Origin of the sequence: Bdellovibrio sp. HCB290 (assembly GCF_047305925.1) — a bacterium.
Lineage (GTDB): Bacteria > Bdellovibrionota > Bdellovibrionia > Bdellovibrionales > Bdellovibrionaceae > Bdellovibrio.
The window spans coordinates 2,373,671-2,397,133 of record NZ_CP178620.1 but is presented as its reverse complement, the minus strand read 5'-3'; the positions used below and the strand labels follow the sequence as shown (position 1 = coordinate 2,397,133).

At 46.8% G+C, this 23,463-nt stretch carries 19 protein-coding genes; 10 read left to right on the top strand and 9 right to left on the bottom strand.

The features are described from left to right. Positions 1–44: 44 nt before the first annotated feature. Positions 45–887: an MBL fold metallo-hydrolase gene (locus tag ACLVWU_RS11810; protein ID WP_413574925.1), complete on the bottom strand. Its 843-nt coding sequence runs from the start codon at positions 885–887 to the stop codon at positions 45–47. A 45-nt stretch (positions 888–932) separates the two neighbouring features. Beyond that, positions 933–2,225: an enoyl-acyl carrier protein reductase FabMG gene (locus ACLVWU_RS11805; protein ID WP_413574924.1), complete on the bottom strand. Its 1,293-nt coding sequence runs from the start codon at positions 2,223–2,225 to the stop codon at positions 933–935. A gap of 172 nt (positions 2,226–2,397) precedes the next feature. Here ACLVWU_RS11805 and ACLVWU_RS11800 point away from each other — a divergent pair, with 172 nt between their 5' ends. From ACLVWU_RS11800 to ACLVWU_RS11790, 3 genes are read left to right on the top strand one after another with little or no spacing between them, the layout of a single operon-like run. Then, positions 2,398–2,943 (top strand): DUF3465 domain-containing protein, encoded by a 546-nt coding sequence (locus tag ACLVWU_RS11800; RefSeq protein ID WP_413574923.1) that lies wholly within the window; start codon positions 2,398–2,400, stop codon positions 2,941–2,943. A gap of 25 nt (positions 2,944–2,968) precedes the next feature. Beyond that, the gene (locus ACLVWU_RS11795; RefSeq protein ID WP_413574922.1) at positions 2,969–3,715 is read left to right on the top strand and encodes a helical backbone metal receptor; all 747 of its coding nucleotides are present in this window, start codon (positions 2,969–2,971) and stop codon (positions 3,713–3,715) included. Then, positions 3,712–4,137, top strand: a complete 426-nt coding sequence (locus tag ACLVWU_RS11790) for an NUDIX domain-containing protein (protein ID WP_413574921.1) — start codon at positions 3,712–3,714, stop codon at positions 4,135–4,137. The genes ACLVWU_RS11795 and ACLVWU_RS11790 overlap by 4 nt, the downstream gene beginning before the upstream one ends. Here the strand turns inward: ACLVWU_RS11790 and ACLVWU_RS11785 are convergent. The 4 genes from ACLVWU_RS11785 to ACLVWU_RS11770 all read right to left on the bottom strand — a co-directional run bounded on the left by ACLVWU_RS11785 (position 4,134) and on the right by ACLVWU_RS11770 (position 10,957). Then, positions 4,134–7,418 (bottom strand): hypothetical protein, encoded by a 3,285-nt coding sequence (locus ACLVWU_RS11785; RefSeq protein WP_413574920.1) that lies wholly within the window; start codon positions 7,416–7,418, stop codon positions 4,134–4,136. The two genes, ACLVWU_RS11790 and ACLVWU_RS11785, sit on opposite strands and share 4 nt — an antisense overlap. Then, positions 7,405–8,538 carry a hypothetical protein gene (locus ACLVWU_RS11780; protein WP_413574919.1) on the bottom strand — a complete coding sequence of 378 codons (1,134 nt, stop codon included), beginning with the start codon at positions 8,536–8,538 and terminating at the stop codon, positions 7,405–7,407. The genes ACLVWU_RS11785 and ACLVWU_RS11780 overlap by 14 nt, the downstream gene beginning before the upstream one ends. Before the next feature lie 164 nt (positions 8,539–8,702). Next, positions 8,703–9,983 carry a 3-deoxy-D-manno-octulosonic acid transferase gene (locus ACLVWU_RS11775; protein WP_413574918.1) on the bottom strand — a complete coding sequence of 427 codons (1,281 nt, stop codon included), beginning with the start codon at positions 9,981–9,983 and terminating at the stop codon, positions 8,703–8,705. After that, the gene (locus tag ACLVWU_RS11770; protein WP_413574917.1) at positions 9,980–10,957 is read right to left on the bottom strand and encodes a glycosyltransferase family 9 protein; all 978 of its coding nucleotides are present in this window, start codon (positions 10,955–10,957) and stop codon (positions 9,980–9,982) included. The genes ACLVWU_RS11775 and ACLVWU_RS11770 overlap by 4 nt, the downstream gene beginning before the upstream one ends. Before the next feature lie 298 nt (positions 10,958–11,255). On the opposite strand from ACLVWU_RS11770, the gene ACLVWU_RS11765 reads away from it, so the two are divergent. The 5 genes from ACLVWU_RS11765 to ACLVWU_RS11745 are packed head-to-tail and all read left to right on the top strand — an operon-like array spanning position 11,256 to position 18,220. Next, the gene (locus tag ACLVWU_RS11765) at positions 11,256–12,512 is read left to right on the top strand and encodes a hypothetical protein (protein WP_413574916.1); all 1,257 of its coding nucleotides are present in this window, start codon (positions 11,256–11,258) and stop codon (positions 12,510–12,512) included. Then, the gene (locus tag ACLVWU_RS11760) at positions 12,502–14,874 is read left to right on the top strand and encodes a hypothetical protein (protein WP_413574915.1); all 2,373 of its coding nucleotides are present in this window, start codon (positions 12,502–12,504) and stop codon (positions 14,872–14,874) included. The genes ACLVWU_RS11765 and ACLVWU_RS11760 overlap by 11 nt, the downstream gene beginning before the upstream one ends. A gap of 49 nt (positions 14,875–14,923) precedes the next feature. Continuing rightward, positions 14,924–16,006 carry a hypothetical protein gene (locus ACLVWU_RS11755; RefSeq protein ID WP_413574913.1) on the top strand — a complete coding sequence of 361 codons (1,083 nt, stop codon included), beginning with the start codon at positions 14,924–14,926 and terminating at the stop codon, positions 16,004–16,006. Positions 16,007–16,008: 2 nt separating this feature from the next. Then, positions 16,009–17,196: an RNA methyltransferase gene (locus ACLVWU_RS11750; RefSeq protein WP_413574911.1), complete on the top strand. Its 1,188-nt coding sequence runs from the start codon at positions 16,009–16,011 to the stop codon at positions 17,194–17,196. A 52-nt stretch (positions 17,197–17,248) separates the two neighbouring features. After that, positions 17,249–18,220 (top strand): hypothetical protein, encoded by a 972-nt coding sequence (locus ACLVWU_RS11745; RefSeq protein ID WP_413574910.1) that lies wholly within the window; start codon positions 17,249–17,251, stop codon positions 18,218–18,220. Positions 18,221–18,368: 148 nt separating this feature from the next. On the opposite strand, the gene ACLVWU_RS11740 is transcribed toward ACLVWU_RS11745, so the two are convergent. Then, positions 18,369–19,562 (bottom strand): endonuclease/exonuclease/phosphatase family protein, encoded by a 1,194-nt coding sequence (locus tag ACLVWU_RS11740; RefSeq protein WP_413574909.1) that lies wholly within the window; start codon positions 19,560–19,562, stop codon positions 18,369–18,371. A 135-nt stretch (positions 19,563–19,697) separates the two neighbouring features. Between ACLVWU_RS11740 and ACLVWU_RS11735 the strand changes: the two genes are divergently transcribed. After that, positions 19,698–20,627: a hypothetical protein gene (locus ACLVWU_RS11735; protein WP_413574908.1), complete on the top strand. Its 930-nt coding sequence runs from the start codon at positions 19,698–19,700 to the stop codon at positions 20,625–20,627. 2 nt (positions 20,628–20,629) lie between these two features. Here ACLVWU_RS11735 and ACLVWU_RS11730 read toward each other — a convergent pair whose 3' ends face one another. Next, positions 20,630–21,478, bottom strand: a complete 849-nt coding sequence (locus tag ACLVWU_RS11730; RefSeq protein ID WP_413574906.1) for an RluA family pseudouridine synthase — start codon at positions 21,476–21,478, stop codon at positions 20,630–20,632. 97 nt (positions 21,479–21,575) lie between these two features. Here ACLVWU_RS11730 and ACLVWU_RS11725 point away from each other — a divergent pair, with 97 nt between their 5' ends. Continuing rightward, a complete protein-coding gene (locus ACLVWU_RS11725; protein ID WP_413574905.1) occupies positions 21,576–22,247 on the top strand; it encodes a DedA family protein in 672 nt (223 codons plus the stop codon). A gap of 53 nt (positions 22,248–22,300) precedes the next feature. On the opposite strand, the gene ACLVWU_RS11720 is transcribed toward ACLVWU_RS11725, so the two are convergent. Further along, positions 22,301–23,359, bottom strand: coding sequence for a hypothetical protein (locus ACLVWU_RS11720; RefSeq protein WP_413574904.1), 1,059 nt, complete (start codon positions 23,357–23,359; stop codon positions 22,301–22,303). Positions 23,360–23,463: the final 104 nt, after the last annotated feature.

Here is a 23,463-nt window from a genome sequence, read left to right as displayed (position 1 = left end):
GCCTTTTTTTATGGAGAAAGTGTGTCCGTACCTTTAGCGCGTACCTATCTTCCGGGGAAGATGACGATGCGGGATTGGTGTTCGAGTGGGATTTTGTGCTTCAGAATGCGCTCGACTTCGTGATTGGGGTAGCGGCTGGAGATGTGAATCAGGACGATCTGTTCGGACTCGATTTCATCAAGGCGCGGAATGATTTCATCAATGTGGGTATGACCCCATTCGCGGGCATTGGCGATGGTTCTTTTGTTGTCCAGGTAAGTGGCTTCCATAATCAATATCTTCGATTTTTTGATCCAGGGACGAGAATCCAAAAATTCGATTTGGGTGTCGCCGGTAAAGCTCACTGCCGGGGTGTGGTGAATCTCGTTCACTTCGTCGCCCTGACGGCGCAGGTTTACAATTTCATCCTGGCTGAGGCCGTGAAGGTCGGCGCGCAGTTTTTTTGCGGTTTCAAAAAGGGTGAAGCCATAGGATTCAATCCGGTGTGTGGTCGGAAAGACCTTAACATAATTATTCTGGTTCAGGCTGAATTCGTCGTCGGCCTTGATCGGAATAAATTCAAACTTGTACTGATGGCCTTCGATCTTTTCCCATTCGCGCATGATGTTGGTCATCGGCTCGACCAAACTGCCGGGCATGTAAAACTGACCCGCGTTTTGCGAGGTCATGGCTTTTTGGGAAATGATGTAGGGGATCCCAGCGGCATGGTCCAGGTGGCCATGGCTGATAAAGAATTTTTTTAAATTCAAAAGATAGGGGTAACCCTGAGCCACGTCGAAACTTAAGGAAAGTTCCGGCATGGAGATGGCGGTGCGAATGCCCGAAAGGGAGAGGCCGTGGAATTTATATTTTTGATAACTCCAGCTTTCCCCAGCCTGAACGGACATACACCACCTCGAAGGTTAATTACTCCGGCGGAGCCGGAGTGCAGATCACATACAGCGAGCAACGATATCGTGGCCCAACCATGCAACCGGTGACTTCGGTGTCCAGGAATCATGAAGCATCACATAGCCACAGGATTTAAAGACAACCTCAGACAAAACGGCAGTGATCAGATTCTTCTGATCCTTATGTAAATCAAATAGATAGTCCGAAGACTTCAACATGTACTCCATCTGATCCTGACGAGTATGTTGAGGCCATTGCGCATACTTTGTAAACTCCAAAGTCAGCGGGTTTGTCAGATACTCGTCCGTGTATGCTTTGATCTGTTCAAAGGTGACGCCGTCTTTTAGAAGTTCCTGGCACTGCTTAAGAACCTGTTCACCGTGCTTCTTATCTCCGGCGTCTTTATGGATAGCTGCGACCAAAGGATAAAGTGATACTTCAACTCCCTGGAAGACGGAGCTTGAGTTCGTCAAGATCTCTGGGCAGTTGTATACGCAACAATGAACGCCTGTTTTGGCGAAAGCGGTGGAGTAATCCTCCAACGCCATTTTCGCCCAACCCTGGAAGTAACACGTGTAAGTCTGCCATTTGTAATCGTTTTTGATCAAAACTTCTGTGCCGTGGTAGCCGTAAGCTGTGTAAGAAACATGGCTGCCGGAAGCTTCCAATTTTTTACGCAAAGGAGCAGAGATTTCAACCAGGTGCTTGAAGGTCTCGGCCGTTACTTCCTTGAAGTTACGCAAACAGAACTGACCGATTTCAGAATCCATCAATACTTGGGAGCCCACGTGTCGATCGCCCGTGCCTTTGCAAACGCGATTTAAAATCGGCATTACGATTTTAGTACGGGGAACGCCACCAGCCATCAAATGGGCGAACAAAACGTTGGCGCCAGCCGGGATGTGTTTTTCAAGTTCCTTGACGAAAAGGTCGGTGTTCTTTTTAAAACGCTCAACCCCTGCTTTTTGGGATTCGTCGATGGCTTTCCAGTCCAGTTTCGCGTTTTCCCACTCGCCCAATTTAATGCCTGATAATTGATCACATGGGGTCACGCCATTGGCAGCGGGTTCCATGTCAAAACCTGCTTCAAGGGGAACATTGATAAATGGTTGAGGGATGTTGGCTGTTTCTTCAGCAGTCAAAGCGCGCAATGAACCGTCTTTTTCGCGGCGACCGACAGTGGCGCGAACGATCGTCATTCCACGGCGTTCAGCTTCTTCAACTAAACCGTTGGCATATCCACGGGAGAAAAGTTCGCCAAACAACACAAGTACGTCGCCTTTTTTGTAGGGACTCAATGCTGGCTTTTCTTTAATTGGGAATAGTTGCGTCATTTTTACCTCGCTTTTTCAAAGGGGACATAGTCATCCGCCTCTCTGAAAGAATCAAGTTTTCAATCTATTTTCGCTCTGCGGGGTTAACAAAACTCTGACAAATGGAACACCACATCTGACTAGCCTTGGCCGCAAAAATGACCGACCATTTTTATATGCAAAGGAGTGCATTATGAAATGGAATTTATTGTCCGTTTTGGGGCTGATTTTATCAGGTTCCATCGCATTGGGTTACGAGCTTGCGCCGGATTGCATTGCAAAAGGGCAGGTGCTGCCAATCAATAATGAACAGGTTTTGCAATGGAAGAAGCAATCGCAAAACCAGTACAAGGATCGTGGGCACATCCTGGGAACAGTGACTAATATTTATCCTGGCCGGTCCAGTCATCAGCACTTTCAAGTGAAAATCGGCACAGGTCCTCGTGACACGATTGAACTGATTTACAATGTTAAATTCCGTGAAATCGACAATCTTCGCATCGGTGCTGAAGTTGAATCTTGCGGTGACTATATCACCAGCAAAGCCAAAGCGGGTCACTACAAGCCATCACCGGATGGTGCGATTCTGCATTGGATTCACCAATCCACAAATCCCCGTCATGACTCGGGTTATGTGATGGTGGACGGTGTCCTTCATGGAATGCCTTATGGCCGTGAGTTTTACCAGTGGGAAAATCCCTGGGAACCAGCTTTTGACTCCATGATCCCTGCGCAGTAGTCTTTTCTTTGTAGGAGACTTAAGAATGCGTGTGGTTTGTATGGTCCCATCGTGGACGGAGACATTGTTAAAAGCAGGAATCAATGTTGTCGGCCGCACGCGTTTTTGTATTCATCCCGCTAAAATGATCACGAATATTCCCATCGTCGGTGGAACCAAGGAAGTCTCCTGGGATCTGGTGATGGATTTAAAACCTGATATCGTTCTGATGGATCAGGAAGAAAATCCTCTGGAAATGGCCGAGGAGTGTCCCGTCAAATATCTGGCAACTCACGTTTATTCCCTCGAGTCCCTGCAGCAAGAACTGGTAAAGCTGGGGGAGTTTTTTGAAAATGCCCCGCTGTTGGAAATGGCGGTGGATGTTCTGGATATTCTGGAAAAGCCCAACGCGAAATTCAATGCCAAGAAAATTCCGGGAATCTTGGAGTGGGTGAAGATGCCGACTCAGGAATACTCCGAAGCCTTGTATTTAATCTGGAAAAACCCATGGATGGCGGTCAGCCGCGAAACTTATATCGGATCAGTTTTGGAAAAGCTGGGAATGAAGGTTGTGGAGTTGCCGGAAGGCGAAAAGTATCCAGTGATTGAATTGGAAGATCATCCGAATGCCTTGTGTTTGTTTTCATCGGAGCCATTTCCCTTTGCCAAAAAAGTTTCAGATCTTAAAGGGCTGGGTGTCGAGGGAGCTATCGTCAACGGGGAGTCGTTCTCGTGGTTCGGTGTGCGTTCGATTGAGTTTTTGAAAGAGACTTTAAAAGAGGCGTCGAAGTGACGCGACCTCCGCGCACACTTTCCGCGGGCATTGTGCCTTATAAAAATACTGAACAGGGCGTGCGCTTTTTAATTCTGCGCAGTTTTAACTACTGGGATTTTCCCAAAGGCGAAGTCGAGCCCGGCGAAGATCCGCTAGAGGCCGCCATTCGGGAAATGCAGGAAGAATCGGGTTTGGTAAATCCCCAGTTTGTTCACGGCAAGAATCACTACGACACCGAGCCCTACAGCAAGGGCAAAGTCGCGCGCTATTTCCTAGCACAAATTTCTGCCGATCAAAAAGTCGTGATGGGTATCAGTAAAGTTTTGGGAGTGCCCGAGCATCAGGAATATCGCTGGGCCAGTGCGGAAGAGTGTGAATACCTGTTTGGCCCAAGACTTACAAGAGTGCTTGGTTGGGCCAAGGCAAAGTTGAATATCTAGTTTCTGAACATTCCCGGAGTTGCCGGCAATCCAAGTTTGAAGGTCTTGATCAAAGCCTGATTTGCATCAGTGATGATATCTTCCGATGTGCCTGCTGATTGCGGCATCAAAGTTTTACCTTTAATCGCTGTCACAAACTTATGGAAGTCGTTCGCAGAACGCAGTGCCAGGAAGAAGTTACGATTGCGATCGTCGCCATTGTCCTGCATCTGTGCGCTCGATGTTTCCTGAGCGATCATGTAGTAATCTTCAGTCACATCAACTGGAAGAGAGCGTTCAGTACCTTCACATAGCATCAAGCCACGAGTCACAGCAGCTACGATTTCGTTTTCACCCAAACGTGGATTTAGCACGTTCAAATAATCAGATCTGCTGAAGTCATACCAGTTTTTCTGACCTTTAATGAAAAGTGCTGGATTCAGGTTCACCACCGCACATTGTTCGTACTTGGCAACGCGAACTTTAATTCTGCTTTGTTGCACAGTCAGTGTTTGGGTTGTGTTAACGCCAACCCCGTTCGACGTTGCATTCGCATCAGTGGTCGCCCAGCTGATTGTATAACCGTAATCAGCACCCACGTTGAACAAATCCAGGAACTTCTTACCCAGACCGGCTTTCATAGAAACGCTGTGAGAATGAGTTTTCGCCGTTGAATGTGCGCGACTCATACCGAAGCTTGTACCAACGCTTAAGCCTTGATTGTAACCCTGAAGATAGCGGCTGCCGATCACTTGTTTTGCGATCATGCGACGCTCAACCTGGAAGAACCTTGTTGGGTCTTTTTTTACTCCGTTATAGCAATCAGACGCCAGCGTCATTGCCGTCTGTGGATCCAGAGTGCCGCCTTTGTCTTTGTTCATGCGAGGCAAATAGTCCTGAACCCAGAAGGCACAAAGCTTTTGCGCGACATCGCCACTCAGTTTTCCTGTTGCGATCGTATTCAACAGGTCTTTTTTAGTCGTCAAAAGGCGGGCAGCGCGACCCGGAAGGGACGGAACCAAACCGCCTAGAGTGTTTTTATCTGCAGCCGTGTTCAGAGTGATCAAATCCAAATTATTTTGCTGGGCAAAGACCGTGGCCTTGGCCATACCCGCAAGGTTTTTCATGCGCTGGGATTGTTCGATTTGTCCTTGCGCGATGATTTCGGCGATTCCATTTTTTTGCGTATTGGAGCCTTTGCCCTCAAGTAAGAATTTATTCACTGCCGACGCATCAGCCAGGCGCACGTTACGGCCGGCCTCGTCCACATTCAGAACGATGGGACCCATGAATGTCGGTGTTTCAAGTGTGCTGGATTTGTCGATGGCAGAATTCAAACTTGCCTTGGCATCTTTCAATGTAAGTTGAGAGTCAGCGCCCACTTGAACTTTGGATTCGTCCACTGGATAGATCTCGATCAACATCGTGTTGCGGTTCCCCAGGGCTTTAAGATCCTGAGTTTGAAATTTCATCTCCGTATTGATTTGACCTGAAAGAACTGTTACCAGCTTTTCAGAAGCCGTCACGAAAGTTCTGTTAGTGTCATAATCGGCATTCTTAACTACAGCCATTTTCAGCAAGTAAGTACCGTCGCGCATCTTTTGCACTTCAGAGCGACCGTTCGACAAGCTTGAATACACCAGTAAGTGTGGATCCATGCGAACCTGGATCTTTTTAATCATAGTCAGATTGAACAACGAGTCCACAGAGTAGTTGTAAGAAACAGTATTGTAGCTGTAAGCATCCAGCATCACTTGTGTGCGCGGACGATCTTCCTTGCGGCAATCCAAGATCAACTTTTCAGTTGGATCTACGTAGCGCAGGTCACGGGCCATTGGGCCCCAGTTTTCCCAAGGATTCACCAGCATGCCGATAGATTCGTTCATGCCAAGATCTGCATTGGAGATTTGCACTGAACCCTTGATGAAGCGTTGGCAGTCAAAGTACTTGAATTTGATGCTTTCGTCCCAAGTCACGCAGGAGTTGTTGTCAGTCTTAATGCTGACAGTTTTAGCAGGCTCCGATTCGTTTTGACGGAACTTGGTGATTGTAAATGTATGCGCGCGCGTGTTCTTTTGATCAAGACCGTTTTTCACGCAGGCTTTTACGCTGTAAATCACTTCGCGCATGGACGTAGTTTCCTCACCCACGCGAACAAATTTGAATTCCAGCTGTGAAACTTCGATCTTCGGTTTTTGATAAGTCTCATCATCCACCGAGTTCGAGTTTGTTTTGGAAGTCTGGATCATTTCAGCGTTGATGTATTCAGACAGCTTGAAGTTTGGCGTCTGGACAACTTGGGAGCCGATTTTTAAGAAGTTGGAACCCTTGATTTGATCGTATTCGTTCAGCATGTAAATGCCCTCGAAAGGTGTCAAACCTTCCGGTCCGTTGACAGCGGAAAGCTCCAGACCAAAAGCGATTTGTCCACGAGTGGGAATCGCGTTCAAAGTCATTGGCGCTTTCAAAGCCAGGCTTCCGTTTTCCATTTTCACTTGGATCTCTTCTGTTTGACCCAGGCGACGGTGGATTTCCTTGTTCTTTTCAGTATAGATGTGGATCAGGCTCATGCGTGCTTTGAAGGTACCTGCAGTCAGGTTTTTCAAAACGAATTCGCCGTTCATTTTGGTAAGCTGAATGGAAGGGGCGCTACGGAATTCCAGGGAAAGAGTCACGCCTTCTGTCGACATCTTCTGTTCGATCACGAACAAACGGCCGTCTTCCATCCAAAGCTTACGTGGACGGATCTTTTCGTCTGAACCATAGCCTTTAAGAGCCAGTTGTTTTGCGCTCTCATCATTTACCAGGGCATCCACTTGCTCTTTGCGAAGGTCGACAACTGCTGGCAGGTTTTCACCGTGAGACCATGGGTTGATAGCAAGATCAATTTCGCGTGTCCCTTTTTGTAGTCCCAAGCCCTGGATGTTGCGGTTGATTTGGATGTACTGGGAGTCTGCCAAAAAGTTGTATTTGATTTTTTCAGACCAGTTCAAGCAACCAGCCGCATCGGAGGTTACTTCCTGATTGATTTCTTTAATCAAAAACTTGTGGCCTTTGATAACTCTGTTATAAGCCACGTCCTTTACGCAAACTGAAAAGTTGAAGGCTTTGGATTCCGGCAATGCAAACGCACCCGCAGTTTGTTCCGCAGACGCAGTTCCCTTGATGCTGTCAACCGTGAAGGTTGCCGCATCTGGCGTGTTGGAGGCCTTGTCTTTAGGTGAAGGCAGGTTACACGCTGCCAGCGTCATAAGACTCATTCCCAGGAATAGTTTTGCAAAGATCATTTTAGATGTTTGCATAGAAAGTCTCCAACTTGATCATGATAGTTTTCTCGCGTGATTGAACTGTATTTGAGAACATGACTTCAGAATCTCTGTAAGAAGCACCGATGTTAAATCCATGCTTTTTAAGTGAAAAAACAGTGTCGACACGGTAACCGATGCGGTTGGTTTCATAACCGCCAGCATTGAAGTAGGCAACGGCCGCTTCGGGTGCCACAGAAAAGAATTTTCCAGTAAGACCAAAATCAAGTGCGGAGGACATGTGAATGACCGCTCCTGCAGATACGCTATATGCGGTATTTACATCTTCAGGGGCTTTTTGGTTTTTCAAGTATTCAGCGCCCAGGACAACGTCGAACAGTGTTGCGAGAGGGATCTGCAATTCCGTGCTGGCTTCGATACCCGCATATTCGTTGATAAACTCGTAGTGAGCATCAGAGATCGTGTTCACTTCGTTACCCAATAGCATGGAGTTTTGTGCGACAGAGGAGGGCAGGTTGCTGTACACAAAGTAGCCCACGCTGTTTTTCCAGAAAGCAGATTTGGAAGGCATGTAGTTCACATGAACTGCAGCCGTATTTAAACCTGGAGTGGGTTCTTTTTCCTGAGTGTTCGTGCTTAAAGATGTCGATGTTGGAATAGCAGTTTCAAGCACCAGGCCTGAAACAGTGGAACCCAAGCGGAACAGGCTTTGGGCACGAGCTGTTGGGAAGGCCATGGAATCCACCAAAAGTGATGTGTGATTGTAGCTTTGGTTCAAAGCACCGGCTGCGAATTGAAGGCTGCTTAAAGGCTTAAAAATAACGCCAGCTTGATTCAACAGCAGGGCGTTCTTCATGCTATCAGCACCGTCGATGGTTTGTGCCTGGCCAGAAACCATGCGGATCGCCGGTTGTAGATCAAGATATAGGGAATTCGTCAGGATATACTTGGATTTAACTTCCAAACGCAGGTCTACGTATTTGGATTGGGTCTGTAGATCGCTTTCGTCCTGACCCTTCATGGACAAACGCCATTCCGCCGAGAAGCGTGACTTCTCGGACTCGTTTGATACCGGCATTACGGACGTGCCTTGCGCGAAGGCAAACGTCGCCTGTATCAAAATGAGACAAATTGTTGTAATGGCGGACCTTTTCATAAAACCCCGTTTGCAGGTATTCCTTCAAGTTCCGTGCACGCTTTGTAATCTTTAAAACAAATATAGTAGGTTTAATAATGCGAGTTTTTGGTGAGTGCCAAAAATTGCTTAACAGGGGCTGAGAATGGCCCTTAGAGCTTAATCTCTAGTTTAAGGGCAGTGTCTCAAAAGAAGCTGCTGATAACCCGTTGGGTGGAGTTCTTATTTTTGCCGATTTCAGAGCGAATTTCTTCCTTGATGTGAGGGAATGCAAAGGACTTTTTGCGCATGCGATCCATCAGTACCACAATGTCGTCAGCCGAGTGCACAACTTGCACAATCATGCCTGATGAGAAATTGCGTTTTTGGTAAAACAAAGCTTCGCGATTGTTCTGGTGATGAGGACCGACCATCACTGGCAAACCAGCGGCCAAGGCTTCCATCACCGAGTGCACTTGTTTTTTAAAGCTTCCGCCGATGAAGGCAATATCAGACCAAGTGTAAAGCTCGGCAAGAATTCCGACCTTATCGACCAGCAAAATGCTACCCACAGGCCACTGCGTGGATTTGGTATAAAGAACGTAAGGAATTCCAGCATCGCTGAATTGTTTTTCCAGTTTTTCCAAATGCTCGGAAGTTGTTTCGTGCGGAGCAAAGATGATTTTCAAATTATCGCGTTTCATCTTGGCCAAAGCAGGAACCAAAACCGCTTCGTCTTCAGGCCAAGTCGAGCCCGCGATAAAAACAAACTCGTCGGTTGAGGGCATCAGTTCATTTTTCAGTTGTTTTGGGTTTTCCAGGCGATGGAAAACCTGATCAAAGCGGGTGTCGCCACTGACTTCAATACGGGCTTTAATTCCCAGTGAATACAAATTCTGGCGGTCTTCTTCAGACACGCAGTGAATTTCATCCAGCTGATTCATAGCGTACTTAGTCAGGTATTTTGACATGCCTTTAAGGCGCGAGGAGTTGTCGGCAAAAGTCGCGGAAAACAGACCCGTTGTCAGACGTTTCTTTTTCGCAGTACGAGCCAGAACTGGCCACACATCCGTGCGGGAAAACAACAAAGCACGGGGATTCCATTTGGCAATGAAAGCGGCAATTAAAAAATCAAATTCCCAAGGCAGAGCAGTCCACATGTCGATGTCGTGCATGCTTTCCAGAATCTTTTTTGCGGATGGGGAAGAGTAAGTCACGATCACAGGAATATCCGGATGCTTTTTCTTAAACTCACGAATCACCGGGCGGGCGTATTCAATTTCCCCGCTGGCAGCATGAATCCACAAAGGGCGATGCAAAGTGATCAGTTTCTCTGTATCCGGATGGGTCATTTTGTAAAAGCCGCGATTCTTGTCCTCGATCATTTCGCGAAGTTTTCCGCTGATGAAGGGACGCAGGATTTGTAGAACAATCCATGCGAAAGGCACGATAACTGTTTTATAAAGCCAAAAAATCAACACGCTCATAAAGTATCCCTAAGAATGCTGCGAAGTTGGTCTGCGACTTGTGCCGGAGTGATGTCGACCAGGCACTTATGAAATTTCTCTTTATTTACACAAGGACCCTGGCCGTGTTTGCTACAAGGTCGGCAGTACAAATCCAGTTCCATAATTTTAGTGGTTGGGCGTGAGGGAAAACCAAATGGTGCAGGACCCATCAAGGCAATCGTGCGTTTTCCCAACTGCTCGGCCACGTGCAAAAGTCCGGTGTCGTTGCTGATCACCACACGGGATAAGCCCACTACTGCGGAGCTGACCTGCAAAGAAGTTTTACCCGCCAGATTCATCACTCGTTCCGGAGCCACCGCATGAATATCCTCGATAAAGGAATCCTCAGGCCCGCCCAGTAAAACGAATTTCTGCTCTGGCATAAGCGCAATCAACTGCTTCCAATAATCCTTGGGCCAGCGTTTTAAAAAGTAAGCCGCTGATGGAGCCAATGAAACTGCACCCACATAGTCATTCAAAATACCGCGGGCTTTTTCAATCACGTCAGCACTTGGATAGATTTGCGGCGCAGGAGGAGCTGTTTTTGAAACACCCCATTTTTGCAACGGTTCCAGCAAATCGCGCTGGCCGTTGAAGGGCTGCTCGAACTTGTTGATACGAAATCTGAACAGCAAAAATCTTTTCCAGCGACGGATGGATCTGCGAATGAATTTAGGTCCAATTCCCAAGCAACCCAAAGGACGAAGAATTAATGCGATCACTCGAGAGCGGCTGTTGTTGTGTGCATCATAAATATGAGTGAAGTTTTCAGCGCGCATTTTCCAGACAAGTTTGATCAGTCCCAGCATTCCAGTTTTGCGGTCAAACTCCCACACCTTGTGAATGTGCGGGTGATTGCGCAGCAGCGGAGCCATGTCCTTACGGGTGATCCACTGGATTTGTGCTTCGGGGAAGCTCAGAGCGAGCGCAGAGGGCACGCTTAATGTCTGCACGACATCGCCAAACGCTGAAAAGCGAATGATTAAAAATTTAGCACCCCGGGGCGTCTCATTTTGAAACATGAGCCGAGTTTAGCAAGGGCGCCCAAAAAGGTCACATGATTAAAACGTTCCATGGCCTTCCTGCTTAAAATGGCTCTCGACAAGGCATGACCTTTGATGAATAAGGGTCAGAATAGGGAGTACTATGTTATTTAGGCATCCCCAAAAAGGGGCCTCTATATTTCATCTGATGATAATTTGGGCAGTAATTGCGCTCCCAGGTTTCGCCGTGGCGCAGGTGCGCACGGAGATGAAGCTATTCTCGGACTCCTTTATTAGCCCTGAATTTGAAGCTACGCAGAAAACCAACTATCAATTCATCGGTGCAGCAATTAAGACAGAGCCTTTTTCAGACGCGAACCTGCGCATGGACATCTCGGGCGGGGTGGCTATGGGCGCCCCACTATTGAACTATTTGAATATTTCCGAGCTCTATGTTCAGACTCGTCAAAGTGATTCAGAAACCTTTTATATCGGTCGTAAAAAATTGCTATGGAGTGAGCTTGATGCCCGCTGGGACCTGGGCGTTTGGGAGCCGCTGTTTAAATGGAATCCATTGCAGGCAGAGCGCCAGGGTTTAACCGGTATTTTCTGGCAGATGCAGTCCAAAAATGCTTCATTCACCATGTTTGCAACGCCCATTTATATTCCAAGTCAGGGGCCCAGCTTTGAAATTGAAAGCGGTGACTTCGTAAAAGGAAATCCTTGGTTTCATCAGCCACCCAAAAGCGTGCGTATTTGGAATGAAGCCACAGAAATGCAATACAACATGAATCAGCCATCAACGACCGAAGTCGTTTTGCAAAACTCTTACGGGGCAAAGCTGGCATTTGGCGATCCCAATGGTTTGAAAGCGCAACTGAGCTATATGTATAAGCCCGACAATACTCTTGCCGTTGGGTACCAAGGCAGTCTTGATTTAAGCACTCTGAAAGGTAATGTCGAGTTAAGACCTCAAGTGTTTTATCATTCGTTGGCAGGTGCTGACGTCATTTATAAATCTGAAAAACTGCGCTTAGGTGTGAGCACTATCTGGGATCGTCCCTCTAAAGAGCAATTAATTGACGAGCCGGATTGGACACAACCCACATTTGAAGATGCTCTTCTGGTCAGTCCTTTTGTGGAATGGGATGGCGGCAACTGGGCAGTGAGTGTCATGCGTTTGGATATTCATGGTGGCCGTGTAAATGAAGTGGGCGCGGACCGTGCGAACGAACCTTTGACGAATCTGTATCCTTTCTATCAGGCAAATCAGATTTCATTCCTGAATAATATTGGTTTGGGCAAAGCCCGCCGATTGATATCCAAAGTAAGTTTCACGCAATCTGATAAAAACGACTTTCAGCTTTTGCGCTTTAATACACGTCTGCGCCTGACAGGGGATTGGACTCTGTTTGGTGAAATGCAGATGTTGAAAGCCGGTCCGACAAGCGATGATAATCGCAATGAACTTTCGCAATTTGCCAATAACGACCGTCTGATGGTGGGAGCTGCTTATGTCTTTTAAAAGCATGTTCTCATTGCTATTAGCAGCAGTGATGCTGATCTCCACAGCTGGTTGCAGTGACTTTATCAATGGCCAGGAAGCCAAAGAAGAAGAGTTAAAATTCGCCAACGACAAGTTGGTCTGTTTGAAAACCGTTCCGTCTTCTTTGCAGCGCCTGACCAAGGGTGAAGCAGATAAGTCCGAAATCAATGACTCTGTGGATTGCCTTCGTCAGGCCTTGTTGTACTTCCAGAAGAAAACCTACGGGGCGCAGGCCAATGCCTACACCGTCGAGGAAATGCGTCGTTTCTTCAGTAAGTATTTCCTAAAGGAAAACGTCGTTACGCCAGAGTTCGCTCTGGAGTTGATGAAAATTAAAAAAGCACTTTTGGGCGGTTCCAGTAATCACTTGACCAAGGATGAAATCACTCGTCTGGTGGAAGTGCTTGCGATCGTTCGTGATGAGGCCGTGGACCTGGCTCCGCATATCAGACTGTTGCTCTTAAATATTGAAAAGGATGCCGCTGACTGGCAGCGTGTTTCTGCCGCGGTCGAACAATTGCGCATCAGCTTGCAGCGTCTGTTGGAAAAAACCGAAGTGACTCGTTCTGACTATTCTTTTGAAGACGGCAAGAAAGCGATCAAAGGATTTAAAGAGTTCGTAAACGAGGAGAATACCAACGCCCGGGTTTCCCAGTGGATGCCGGTTGTGGAAGTGGTCAAAAATGTGTTGATGGGGCGCGAAGCTCAATTGGGCACGCACACTCAATGGAAAAGCAGTTTAAACAGTCTGATCGATCTGTATGGTCTGTTCTTAAAGTATCACTATGTGATTCATAATTTCGATACCGGTAGCCAGGATAAGGTGCGCGAGGTGAGTCAGTTCCTTGGTCAGGCCCTGGATCTTTTGGAAGGCAGTCCGCAAATCAACGCTGGCGGCACGATTCCTTTGGAAGACATCGACAGTCTGATTGAGACAGTTTTGAACCTGCCACAGGTGAAATCAAAGTTGAACGTGCGCCCGGAGTCTGTGGAGATCCTGTATCGTGCAGCGATTTTAAGATTGCTGGAGCCGGGTCGCAATGGTGACTCCCGCGGTATTTTGGGACTTGAAAAGAAACACATCGTGGCTCTGCGCCGTGAATACAATGTATGGCGCCTGGTTCAAAGATTTATTGATTCGCAAATGACGGGTTATTCCAAAGCGAATACGCCCATCAAAAAAGAAGACCTGTTGAAATCCTATGCCGAGTTCAAAAGTGACGATGCCATTCGCATGGGGTTCACTATTGATCCTTACGAGCAGGCGGCGTTTGCCAATGCGTGGAAGGACTATGGCGATCTATTGAACTCTGACTTGATGATTGCCTACAACCCTGAAGGGCGAGTTAAAGAATTCAACAATAATGAACCAATGACCACGGACTGGCTGGGGTTAACCCGCGCCAATGTTATGCGCGCGATGACCCGGGCTTTGATGCTGGCCTACGGCAATGACACCAGTGGTGAATTAAGACTGGCGAACATTCAGCCGAACGGTCTGTATACGTGGTACGAAGATTTTAAAGAATTGATGTTTGATCTGAAGGCCTTTGATCGACGTACTGGGAATACTGCAAGCCGTAGCTTCCAGGAAGCGAACTTTTTCACTTTCAGTGGAAATGGCGATCAATTCATGAATCAAAAAGAAACCTACGAATTTATCAGCTTGTTGTTCAGTGCTGGATTGTCGTCCTCGTCTTCAATTTACAATGATATGCAGGAATGCCGTACTGCTGATAAAGCCGTGGACCCATTGGGATTCAATTATCTTGATAACTCTTGTTTTGAAACTCAATTAAGACAGCGCTTTGGCAAGTACTTCAATAACCTTCCAGAGATGGTGAATTTCGTAGCCAAATTGAAACAGGAAGAGTGGAACGAGTTTTATAAAATTTTGCGTCTTGTTGCGCGCGTCTCTATTGATGAGTCAAGTGGCCGTGTGGAAGTCGCAAATATCCGCACGATGGTAACGATCACGCACTATCTGGAGTCAGTGATGGTGACTTATGACAAAGATCGCAGCCAAACGCTGGCTTTGTCTGAAGTTAAAGCGGCGTCTCCTCGCTTTTTGCCATTTATTCGAGCAAATACGACGGTGACCAGTGAGACATTGCTGAACGAAGGATTTGCGTACTTGGTATTCTATGGCAAGGAAGGCAGTGCTGCTGAGTTAGCCTGGTTCCAGGCTCAGAAGATGTGGATGAAGGATGCAACCCGCTTGAATCTTCTACGGGTTATCAAGGTCATGAAAGAAAAAGAGCTGGTCAAGGCACTGATGAGGAAGCAGGCTGCGGCCCAGGCTCTTTCAGCTCAAAATAAAGCCAACTCCAGCAAAAAATAGCTAGAACCAGAAATTGAACAAGATCCCAAACTAAGCTAATGTCGTCCAGATGTTGGGGCTTAGAATCTGGGGACTTATTTTAGTTGCATTGGTGTGGGGTGATAAATCCTACGCGAACTCCTATCATGCCATGGATCAGGAAGTTCAGATTTCAGTCCGTGGGCCTGCATCTGAATTGAATCCTAACGCTGATCCCAATGCGACCGCTCGAATCAGTCAAATTCTGGATGACAAAACATTGAAGGCGACATCCACTTCGAAAGATTGGCGCATTGGCGAGACCGTTTCTGTTCAGGCACAAAAAAAAGGCGTGGGAGTTATTGGGTTTTTGGAAATCATCGGCGTTAGCAATAATGAAGATGGTAGCTATGAGATAACAGCCGAATTGCTGCGTCAGTCTCGTTTGCATCTGTTGCAAGTCGGCGACGAGATTTCGCATATCGATCTTTCCTCGGATAACGAAAAATACAAAGGCACCACTGATCTGCTTGTGAAGACTCGTGGAAAAGATATTTCTTCTAAGTATAAGGCCTTGTTCACACAAGGTGTGTCCGTGGGTGAAACTGCAGAAACTTTGTGGCAAAATGAGTATTTGATCACCTGGTACGGCCAGGTCAGCTACGGCCTGACAGACCGTTTATCAGTGAATACCATCCTGCTGGCTGATGTGGGTGGAGCACCCAATGCGGCGGCGAAGTATCGCGTGTATCAATCAGATTCCAATATTTTTTCACTCGGTACGAACGTGGCTTACGTTCCCAAAGATGCTTCCACCACACTCAACTTTACGATTTTCTGGGATTCCGTTTCTTCCGAAAGCGTGATTTCCCACACTTTGTTCACAGTGGCTGCGATGTCGTTTGCAAGCGCTGAAGACATCACCGCAGTGAAGTCCCTGGGTACAACGTCCTTCCAAACGGGTTACGAATTCATCCTGGATAACTGGGACCGTGTTCTTTTGGGGCCCAGCTATAACTTTGAAACCAAGGCACTGGGTGGATATTTGACCTATGTGAAAATCTGGGATCGCTTCCATTTCAGTTTATCTGTGAACTCCACCGATGTGTCTTCATTTAAAATTTCACCTGTGGATGGTTACTTCTTCCTATTTGATGCGTACTGGAGATTTTAATAGTGAATCGTTTTTTCGTTTCGACACCCATTGGATTTGAAAACACCGCTTTGATGGAAATGAAAGAGGTGTGGCCGTACTTATTGGGTAAGGATGCGAAGACGCACTCTTTAAGTTTTCCTGAAGTGACAGTTCACATGGGTGGGTTGGAGTTTGAAACAGAGTTGTTTCAGGCTTTGCAGCTGAATTTCTTTTTGAAAACCGCGAACCGCGTGTTGTTGCGAATGACTTCATTTCGCACCAAAGATCTGCCAAAGTTTTATCAAAAATTTAAATCTCTGCCTTGGAAGGAATTTCTTCCCCACGCGAATGTCGAATGGGAAGTGGCTGCGCAAAAAAGTCGTTTGAATAATGAAAAACGTCTGCAGGAAAGTGCTGAAAAAGCCCTGAGCGAAATTTTCGCAGGCAGCATGGGGGAAACCCCGTGTGCATCTATCTATATCCGTATGGACGACGATCTGTGCACGATCAGTCTGGATGCCACAGGCGAGCACCTGCATAAGCGCGGCTGGTCTGTGCTTAAAGGTGAAGCGCCAATGCGTGAAACCATCGCGGCAGAACTGCTGCGCGAAATGATTGGTGAAGCGACACCGGCTGAAGTGGCTGATGTAAATCTTTATGATCCGATGATGGGCTCTGGGACATTCCTGACGGAAGCCCGTGCCCTGTGGTCTGGTCAGTTTCACCGGGATTATGCTTTTAAATCCTGGAAAAAATGCCCGAAGCTTTTCCTTTCGCCCAGTTTTTCGTTGAACTACGAAATTCCCGCACGAGCACCGTTTAAGACGTTGATCGGAATGGACAACAATCCCGAAATGCCAGTGATTGCGCAAAAGAACTTCCAGGAAGTGGAAGCTCAACTGAAGGCCTATCAGCGCGATCAGTTCGTGTCGCAGGCTCATCAATTCGGCGTCCAAGACGCTCTTAATCCCAATGCTGCTGAGATACCGGCCCACCTGTGGATGGTCGTAAATCCCCCTTACGGCGAGCGTTTACCGGTCGCAGGCAAAGGGGGCTTAAAAACCCTGGCTTCCGAGCTATGTCGCCTTTATAAGCCCCTAAAGCTGGGGATTTTGTATCCAGAAAAGGACAAGGTTCAACCGGCTCCAAATGGCTATAAAATCGAGAAGGAGCTCAAAATCAACAATGGCGGCATCCGCTGTTTGTTCACTATTTTGACACCCCTGTAAAAGAGGATTTGTCTCTGGCGGAATTGTAAGGATCAGGGTAGATTCTGCGACCATGAAAAGCCTAAAAGTCCTTTCCGCCTTATTTTTGTCTTCCGCACTGTTAACGACAGCTTGTACGCCTAACGATATTGAGGTCGGTACTCCCGATGTCATGGCGAAAGTCGACAGACCTAAAGGTACTAAAAAGAAGCCTATAGTTAAGCAAAATGGCAATCCCAATGCTTTTGATTTCGGCGCATTCTCTGCTGCATCAGTGATGATGGAAAAGCAAATTGAAGCCATCGAGCTTATTCAGGTCGCTTTGGGCAATACAGATATTGCAAAAACGCTTTATACAGTCACGGAAGAAAAGACCGAAAAAGGCGTCAAGCATTTGATCGTGAAATCCACTAAGGATGAATTGAAGTACTCGAACAAACTGGGCGATAACACCAGCGTTGCCGAGAAAGATTTTAAAGCCTTTGTAAAAGTGGATGCAGCGGGTGCACGAATTGGATCTAGCAAGAAAACCATTCTAGCTATAATTGGATCGAATATTTACAAGAATAACGGGCCTGGTGGTGAAAAGACCAGATCATTCCTGAATACCTTTGAAGTATATGAATTAACAGTGAATGAAGTTCCAGGCGATGAAAGTGTTCTAAGTGTTAATATTGGAACTGAAGGTAATACTGCTTACCGCGCTGGTAAAGGTTTTCAAAAACAGGATTTCAACTATGACTCAACGTTTTTTATTGATCGTGCGAGTTTAAATGAGGCTCAGGTCAAAGTCGTTGATTCAAACATGTTCCTGAATTTGGGGACTAAACAGTTCAAGGTCAAAGCTGAAGAGTTTTCAGTGAAAATTGAAGGCCGTTGCAGTGAACTTAATGGCGCAGCAAAAATCAGCATGGGCAGAGGCAAAAAGAATGATATTATCTTTGGCCAAGAGCTGATCAAAATCACAGACAAAGACTGGGAACAAAAAATCGCGGCTTGCGGTCAACGTCCCACAGTCGACGTCATGAGACTGTTGGTTTACTAAAAGTTACGCAAGGATGGTCGGAAGAGATTCTGACTCTGGGTTAAAAAAAATCCGCGATCAAAAGTCGCGGATTTTTTTTTGGAGAGGTAACAGTTCCCTTTTTGTACTGCCACGCAGTACGAAAAGGGAACTGTTACCTGGGGAAGTGCTATTTCTTTTTAGCGGGAGCTGCTTTCTTCTTTTTAGCAGCATCTTTTTTATCAACTTTAGCCGCTTCATCTACAACCGGAGTTTTCGCCGGGCTTCTTTGTTTCAAACGAACATAAAGCGGGAAGTGATCGGCAACCCCTGTGTAGTTGTCGTAATCCCAACGTTTCGGGTATTTGCCTTTTTTCAAGTGCAATGGGTTGTAGCGGATCACATCAATCGTTTGCGGCAGCATTTGGTAGCTACCAGTGCCGTCAGCCAATAGGGCCGGGCTGTAAACGTGTGCATCCAGGAACGACCAGCCACCACGGTAGTTGTGCGATCCCGGGCAGTCTTTGCAACCAACTAAATGAGAAACCGCACCACCTTTGGAAAGGATATCGCGGAAGATGTGGGCGCTGCTTTCCTCTTCTGCAGAGATATTCAAGTCGCCACCGAAGACAACCATCGCATTCGGACCTTTTGCTTTGATCAACTCTACTGCGAAATTCGCGATCTGTTCACGCCAGTAAGTAGGATTCGCTTGGGACGGGAAATGGGCTGCCAGGAAAGTAATAGGATCGCCATTAGGTGCTTTTACGGTTACTTCAAGGATACGGCGGGAAGACTCCATCCATTTTTGGTCATTTTCGTTTTTACCCTTCCAAGGGATAGGGTGCAAAACGGGTTTGCCTACCAAAGGGAAGCGGGAAAGGAATGCCAGATTGATGCCGCGCTTATCTGGGCCATCAATAATCACTTCTGTGATGTATTTAGCCGGAGCCAAAGCCTGGTTTAATTGCTTTAGAACCACATCAGATTCGATCTCCATGATCATTAAATTGTCAGGGCCCTTGCCATCAACATCCAGGATCACTTTAGACAGGTTTTCTAGTTTCTTTTCCAGAGCATGATCATCCCAATCCGTGGAAAGGCACTCGTTTTGGCGATAAGTGCTGTCGTTGTTTGCGACACAGGCACTGCGTAGTTTCGCATCCTTCTTTTTTGAAGCTACCGACAAATACGTCTCGTCGTTATGCCCTGCAGTCTTTACAGTATCGAACAAGTTTTCGACGTTGAAGGACATCACGCTGACTTCGTCATCGGCCTTGGGCGGCAGGTCCCATTGTTTTTTAGAGAAGGATACGGCACAGCCTGTAAGCAGGGCCAATACCAGAGACAGAATCAGATTCATAAGCAACGTGTTCTTTTTCATAGGCCCACACAGTAGAGGTTTTGGGGCGGCCCCTCAAGTCAAAATACTGTCTAATTTTTGACTATTGTTTAATGCAAGGCGCTATGGCATAACCTTCAGGACTTACTCGTAAGCTTCCGTAATTAGGAGTGAAAAATGTTAAAAAAAGCGACCGGTTTATTGCTCGCAGGTTTGTTCGTTTCTACATCTGCATTTGCTGCAGTTTTGGATGGTGATGACTTCGTCTCTGCGACATCTGTAAGCGGTAAAACCAATGACTGGTCTTTGACGTTTTTCTCCGTAGCTTCCCAATCCAATATGAAGCCTGGAAAAACTGAATCAGGCACTCGCTCCATCGAATCTTATGACTATTTCGGTATTCGCTACAAGTTAGGCGCTGACCAAAGAATCGCGTTGAATTTGCCGTTCAACTACAACACTGCCGGACAAAATGCTTACGGTGACAATGTCACTTCGGACTTTTCTTTGCATGATATTCACTTCGTTTACTCCAACTATGACTTGGGTTATTTCGGTCCGATCGATTATTCCGGTAAAGTGAAGTTGTATTTGCCAACTAGTAAGAATGCTCAGAACACCGGTATGATAACTAAGATCCGTCTTGAGGGTTATGCAGACTGGCAGTTCGCTCATTCCTGGTCGATTGCTTACGTGGCAAAACCGGATATTTATTGGCAGAGCCAAACAGCCAGCCTTAATGATCAGATTGGTTACCGTGATGATGGGATGTATTTCTCGGACCCACGCAGAACCAATAAGCAATTTGGTTTGGAACATTACCTGCAACTTGAGTGGAGTTTGAACGAAGTGTTCCAAGTATCCACAAGCGTAGGCTTCGATGAAAGCTGGTATCATGCTTCTACAGTCGAGCAGCTTGAAGCAAGTCACACAACTTCACTTCGTACTGGTGTGGATTTCTGGATCAAACCTGCCCGTGGTTTCTCATTTACTCTGGGGATCGGTAACGACACTATGCTTACCAGCGGTAACCGCGGCGAAGATGTTCAGTTCTGGCAACCGCAAAACACGCAGTACAGCCTAATGACGAACATCTACTTGCTGTAGTTCTATATTTTAAACAGATGATTTTCGCCTGTGAGGGGATTCGAGAATTCGATCTCGCAGGCAGTCAGTTCGATTCTTTCTTCGCTCCATCTTTTTTCTGCCCCATAGGCGTGATCGCCGATGATCGGGGATTTTTCATAACCCAGCTGTGCACGAATTTGATGAGTCCGCCCCGTATGCAGATGAATTCTTAATTCCGTATGGGAATCCTGTTTTGTAACCTCTAAAATCTCCAGCACACATTCCTGCCATTTTTCTTTCGGCTCGTGGCTGACGGTTTTCGGTGCGCGGGGAGAAGGCTCCATATAGTGCTTCAAAATATTTGCAGCAGGCGCAGCGCCTTCAATTTTTGCGCGATAGATTTTTTTAATTTCTCGCGCGATCAGAAGTTTGTTGAACGCTGTTTGGAACTCTACTGTTTTCGCATAGACAATCAAACCATTCGTCGGCACATCCAGGCGGTGAGTGACGTACAGTTTTACGCCCACGGCTTCTTCCATGTAGGATTGCAAATTCTCGCGAATGTTATCAACGCTGCCATGAACAGGAATTCCAGAAGGTTTGTTAACAACCACGAAATGTTCATTCTCAAAAACAATACATTTTGTGAAGTCGACATTACCTTTTGGGAATCTTCGCGGCTTGGTATGCACTCTTAAATAGTCACCCGAAGAAACCGAAACGTTTTCAAGAATGCGACTATGGTTGAGATAAACCGCACCAAGGTGAATTAGGAATTCAATTTCATCCGGTGAGAGCTGTAGAATGCTTAATAAAACATCACGCACCGGCCCGGATATTGGGCTGATTATGTGTTTTACGCCGTATTCAAATCCTCTTTCGCTCTGCATACTGATCCTAATCGTGGAAAGTGAACATAGCACAGCGTGACGTGGGTGTTCAAGTGGGGCGGATGCCTGCATAGTAGGGAACCTAGGAGATTTGCTTTTGGAATTTGCAAACGAGCCGATATTTCAGTGGCTAGCACAGTTCGCCTATCAACCATACATGGTCTATGCCGGTTTGGTGGGTATGATGTTGCTTTCTGCGTTTGGTTTGCCTCTTCCTGAAGAAGTCACCCTGATCAGCGTGGGCATCCTGGCTTTTATGGGGGCTCATCCGGATCATTTCCCTCCACCATATCCTGGCGCTCCTGTTGTGAACGTTCATACCGCAGCCTTCGTGGCATTCCTCGCGGTCTTCTTAAGTGACGTTCTCATATATACGATAGGCAAAGTGTTCGGGCGCAAACTTTTATATCATCCCCGCGTTCATAGAATGTTCCCACCACACCTGATGAAACGTGTGGAGGAGTGGACTCACAAGTACGGCGCTTACGCGTGCGGTATCTTCCGTTTCACTCCAGGCATTCGTTTCCCGGGTCACTTGGCCTGCGGAATGTTGCACTTTCCGGTGTGGAAATTCCTGGTGATCGATGGTCTTGCGGCTGCGATCAGTGTCCCGACGCAAATCTATTTGCTAGCCCATTTCGGCGAGCCGATCCTGAATAAACTTCGCCAGTTTAAACTGGTGGTCTTCGGAGTGATCGCGCTGTTGCTGGTGTACTTCGTGGTTAAAAAAATCCGCGAAAAGATGATCCAAAGAAAGAAAATGGCCTAAAAGAAAAGGGAGCTCAAGAGCTCCCTTTTTTATTTCTAATTTGAAGCTGTCAATTAAGCAGCTTTGATACCGTGAACCAGCTCTTCCGTCACTTCGCAGCTTAAGTGCAAAGCCACAGGCTTGTTGTGGTTCTTAGGCTCAACGTCCTTCCAGAAGATCTTTTCGTAGCCGTTTTGCAAGGCAAAGATCTCTTCGCGGATTTTGAATAGCAAGCCCGCAGGGGAGCCCAGCAACCAGTCGATTTGGACCAGATAGAAGGCTTCTTCCAGCTCGACCGGATTCATAGAAGTGATAAAAGATTTCGGAAGATTGTTCACCAGGTGGCAAGCATTGTGCGAATACTTTTGGAATGCTTTTTCCATGGGGTGAGCAAAAAGCTTCTCTACACGTGCATCGGGTGTACCACGTCCTGTGAACGGCTCAGAGAAACGTTTGAAGTTCCAGTACAAAAGAGCATCATTCACAACGTATTCCACGCGCGGCAGATAGTCTGTCACAGCATCCACTTTCACAGCTTCGTGGGAAGCATCCTGAACGTGGGCGTTGTGATCGATTGCTACCAGGCTGCGCAAGTTATAAAGGAAAGAGTAAAGCGTGTGCAGCTTATCCATAAACGGTTTTGAAAAGTTCAAACCGAAATTGTAAAGCAAAGGCGCTTCCATTTTGTTTTCAAACCACGAGAAAGTTTCCAGCAAAGGACCCAAAGCTGTCAGATCAACGCCTTGCGGAGTCATCGCAACTTCAAATGTTTCGTTGAAATGTTCTTCAAACAAAGCGCAAAGTTTTGGATCAAGCACTGGCAATTGCGATTGCAGGGAGCGAACACGTGCTTGAGAGCGACCATAGATCTCTACATGAGGATCCAATGTGTTCCAGGCATCCATCGCGAAGGGATAATCCATGTTTTTAGTCGCCAGAGGGGACTTGATGTAGGAGTTCAATTTGACAAGTGACAGACCTACCAAGGCATCACTCATATATTTGAACGGTGCGTGGGGTTTAAACTTTTGAAAACCAGCTTCATCATTCCAGAAATGAACTTTAACGGGCTTAAGGGTCGCGCCCTTAGCCATAGAAACGTCAAAACCCAAACGCAATCCTTTGTGCTTCATAGAAAAATACTCCTTCGCAATCACATTTATCGGAGTAAGACACTGGTTGTTCGAGTCCTGAATTCATGCCAGTCTATAGGCCTGATTACAGACCAGTAGGGGGC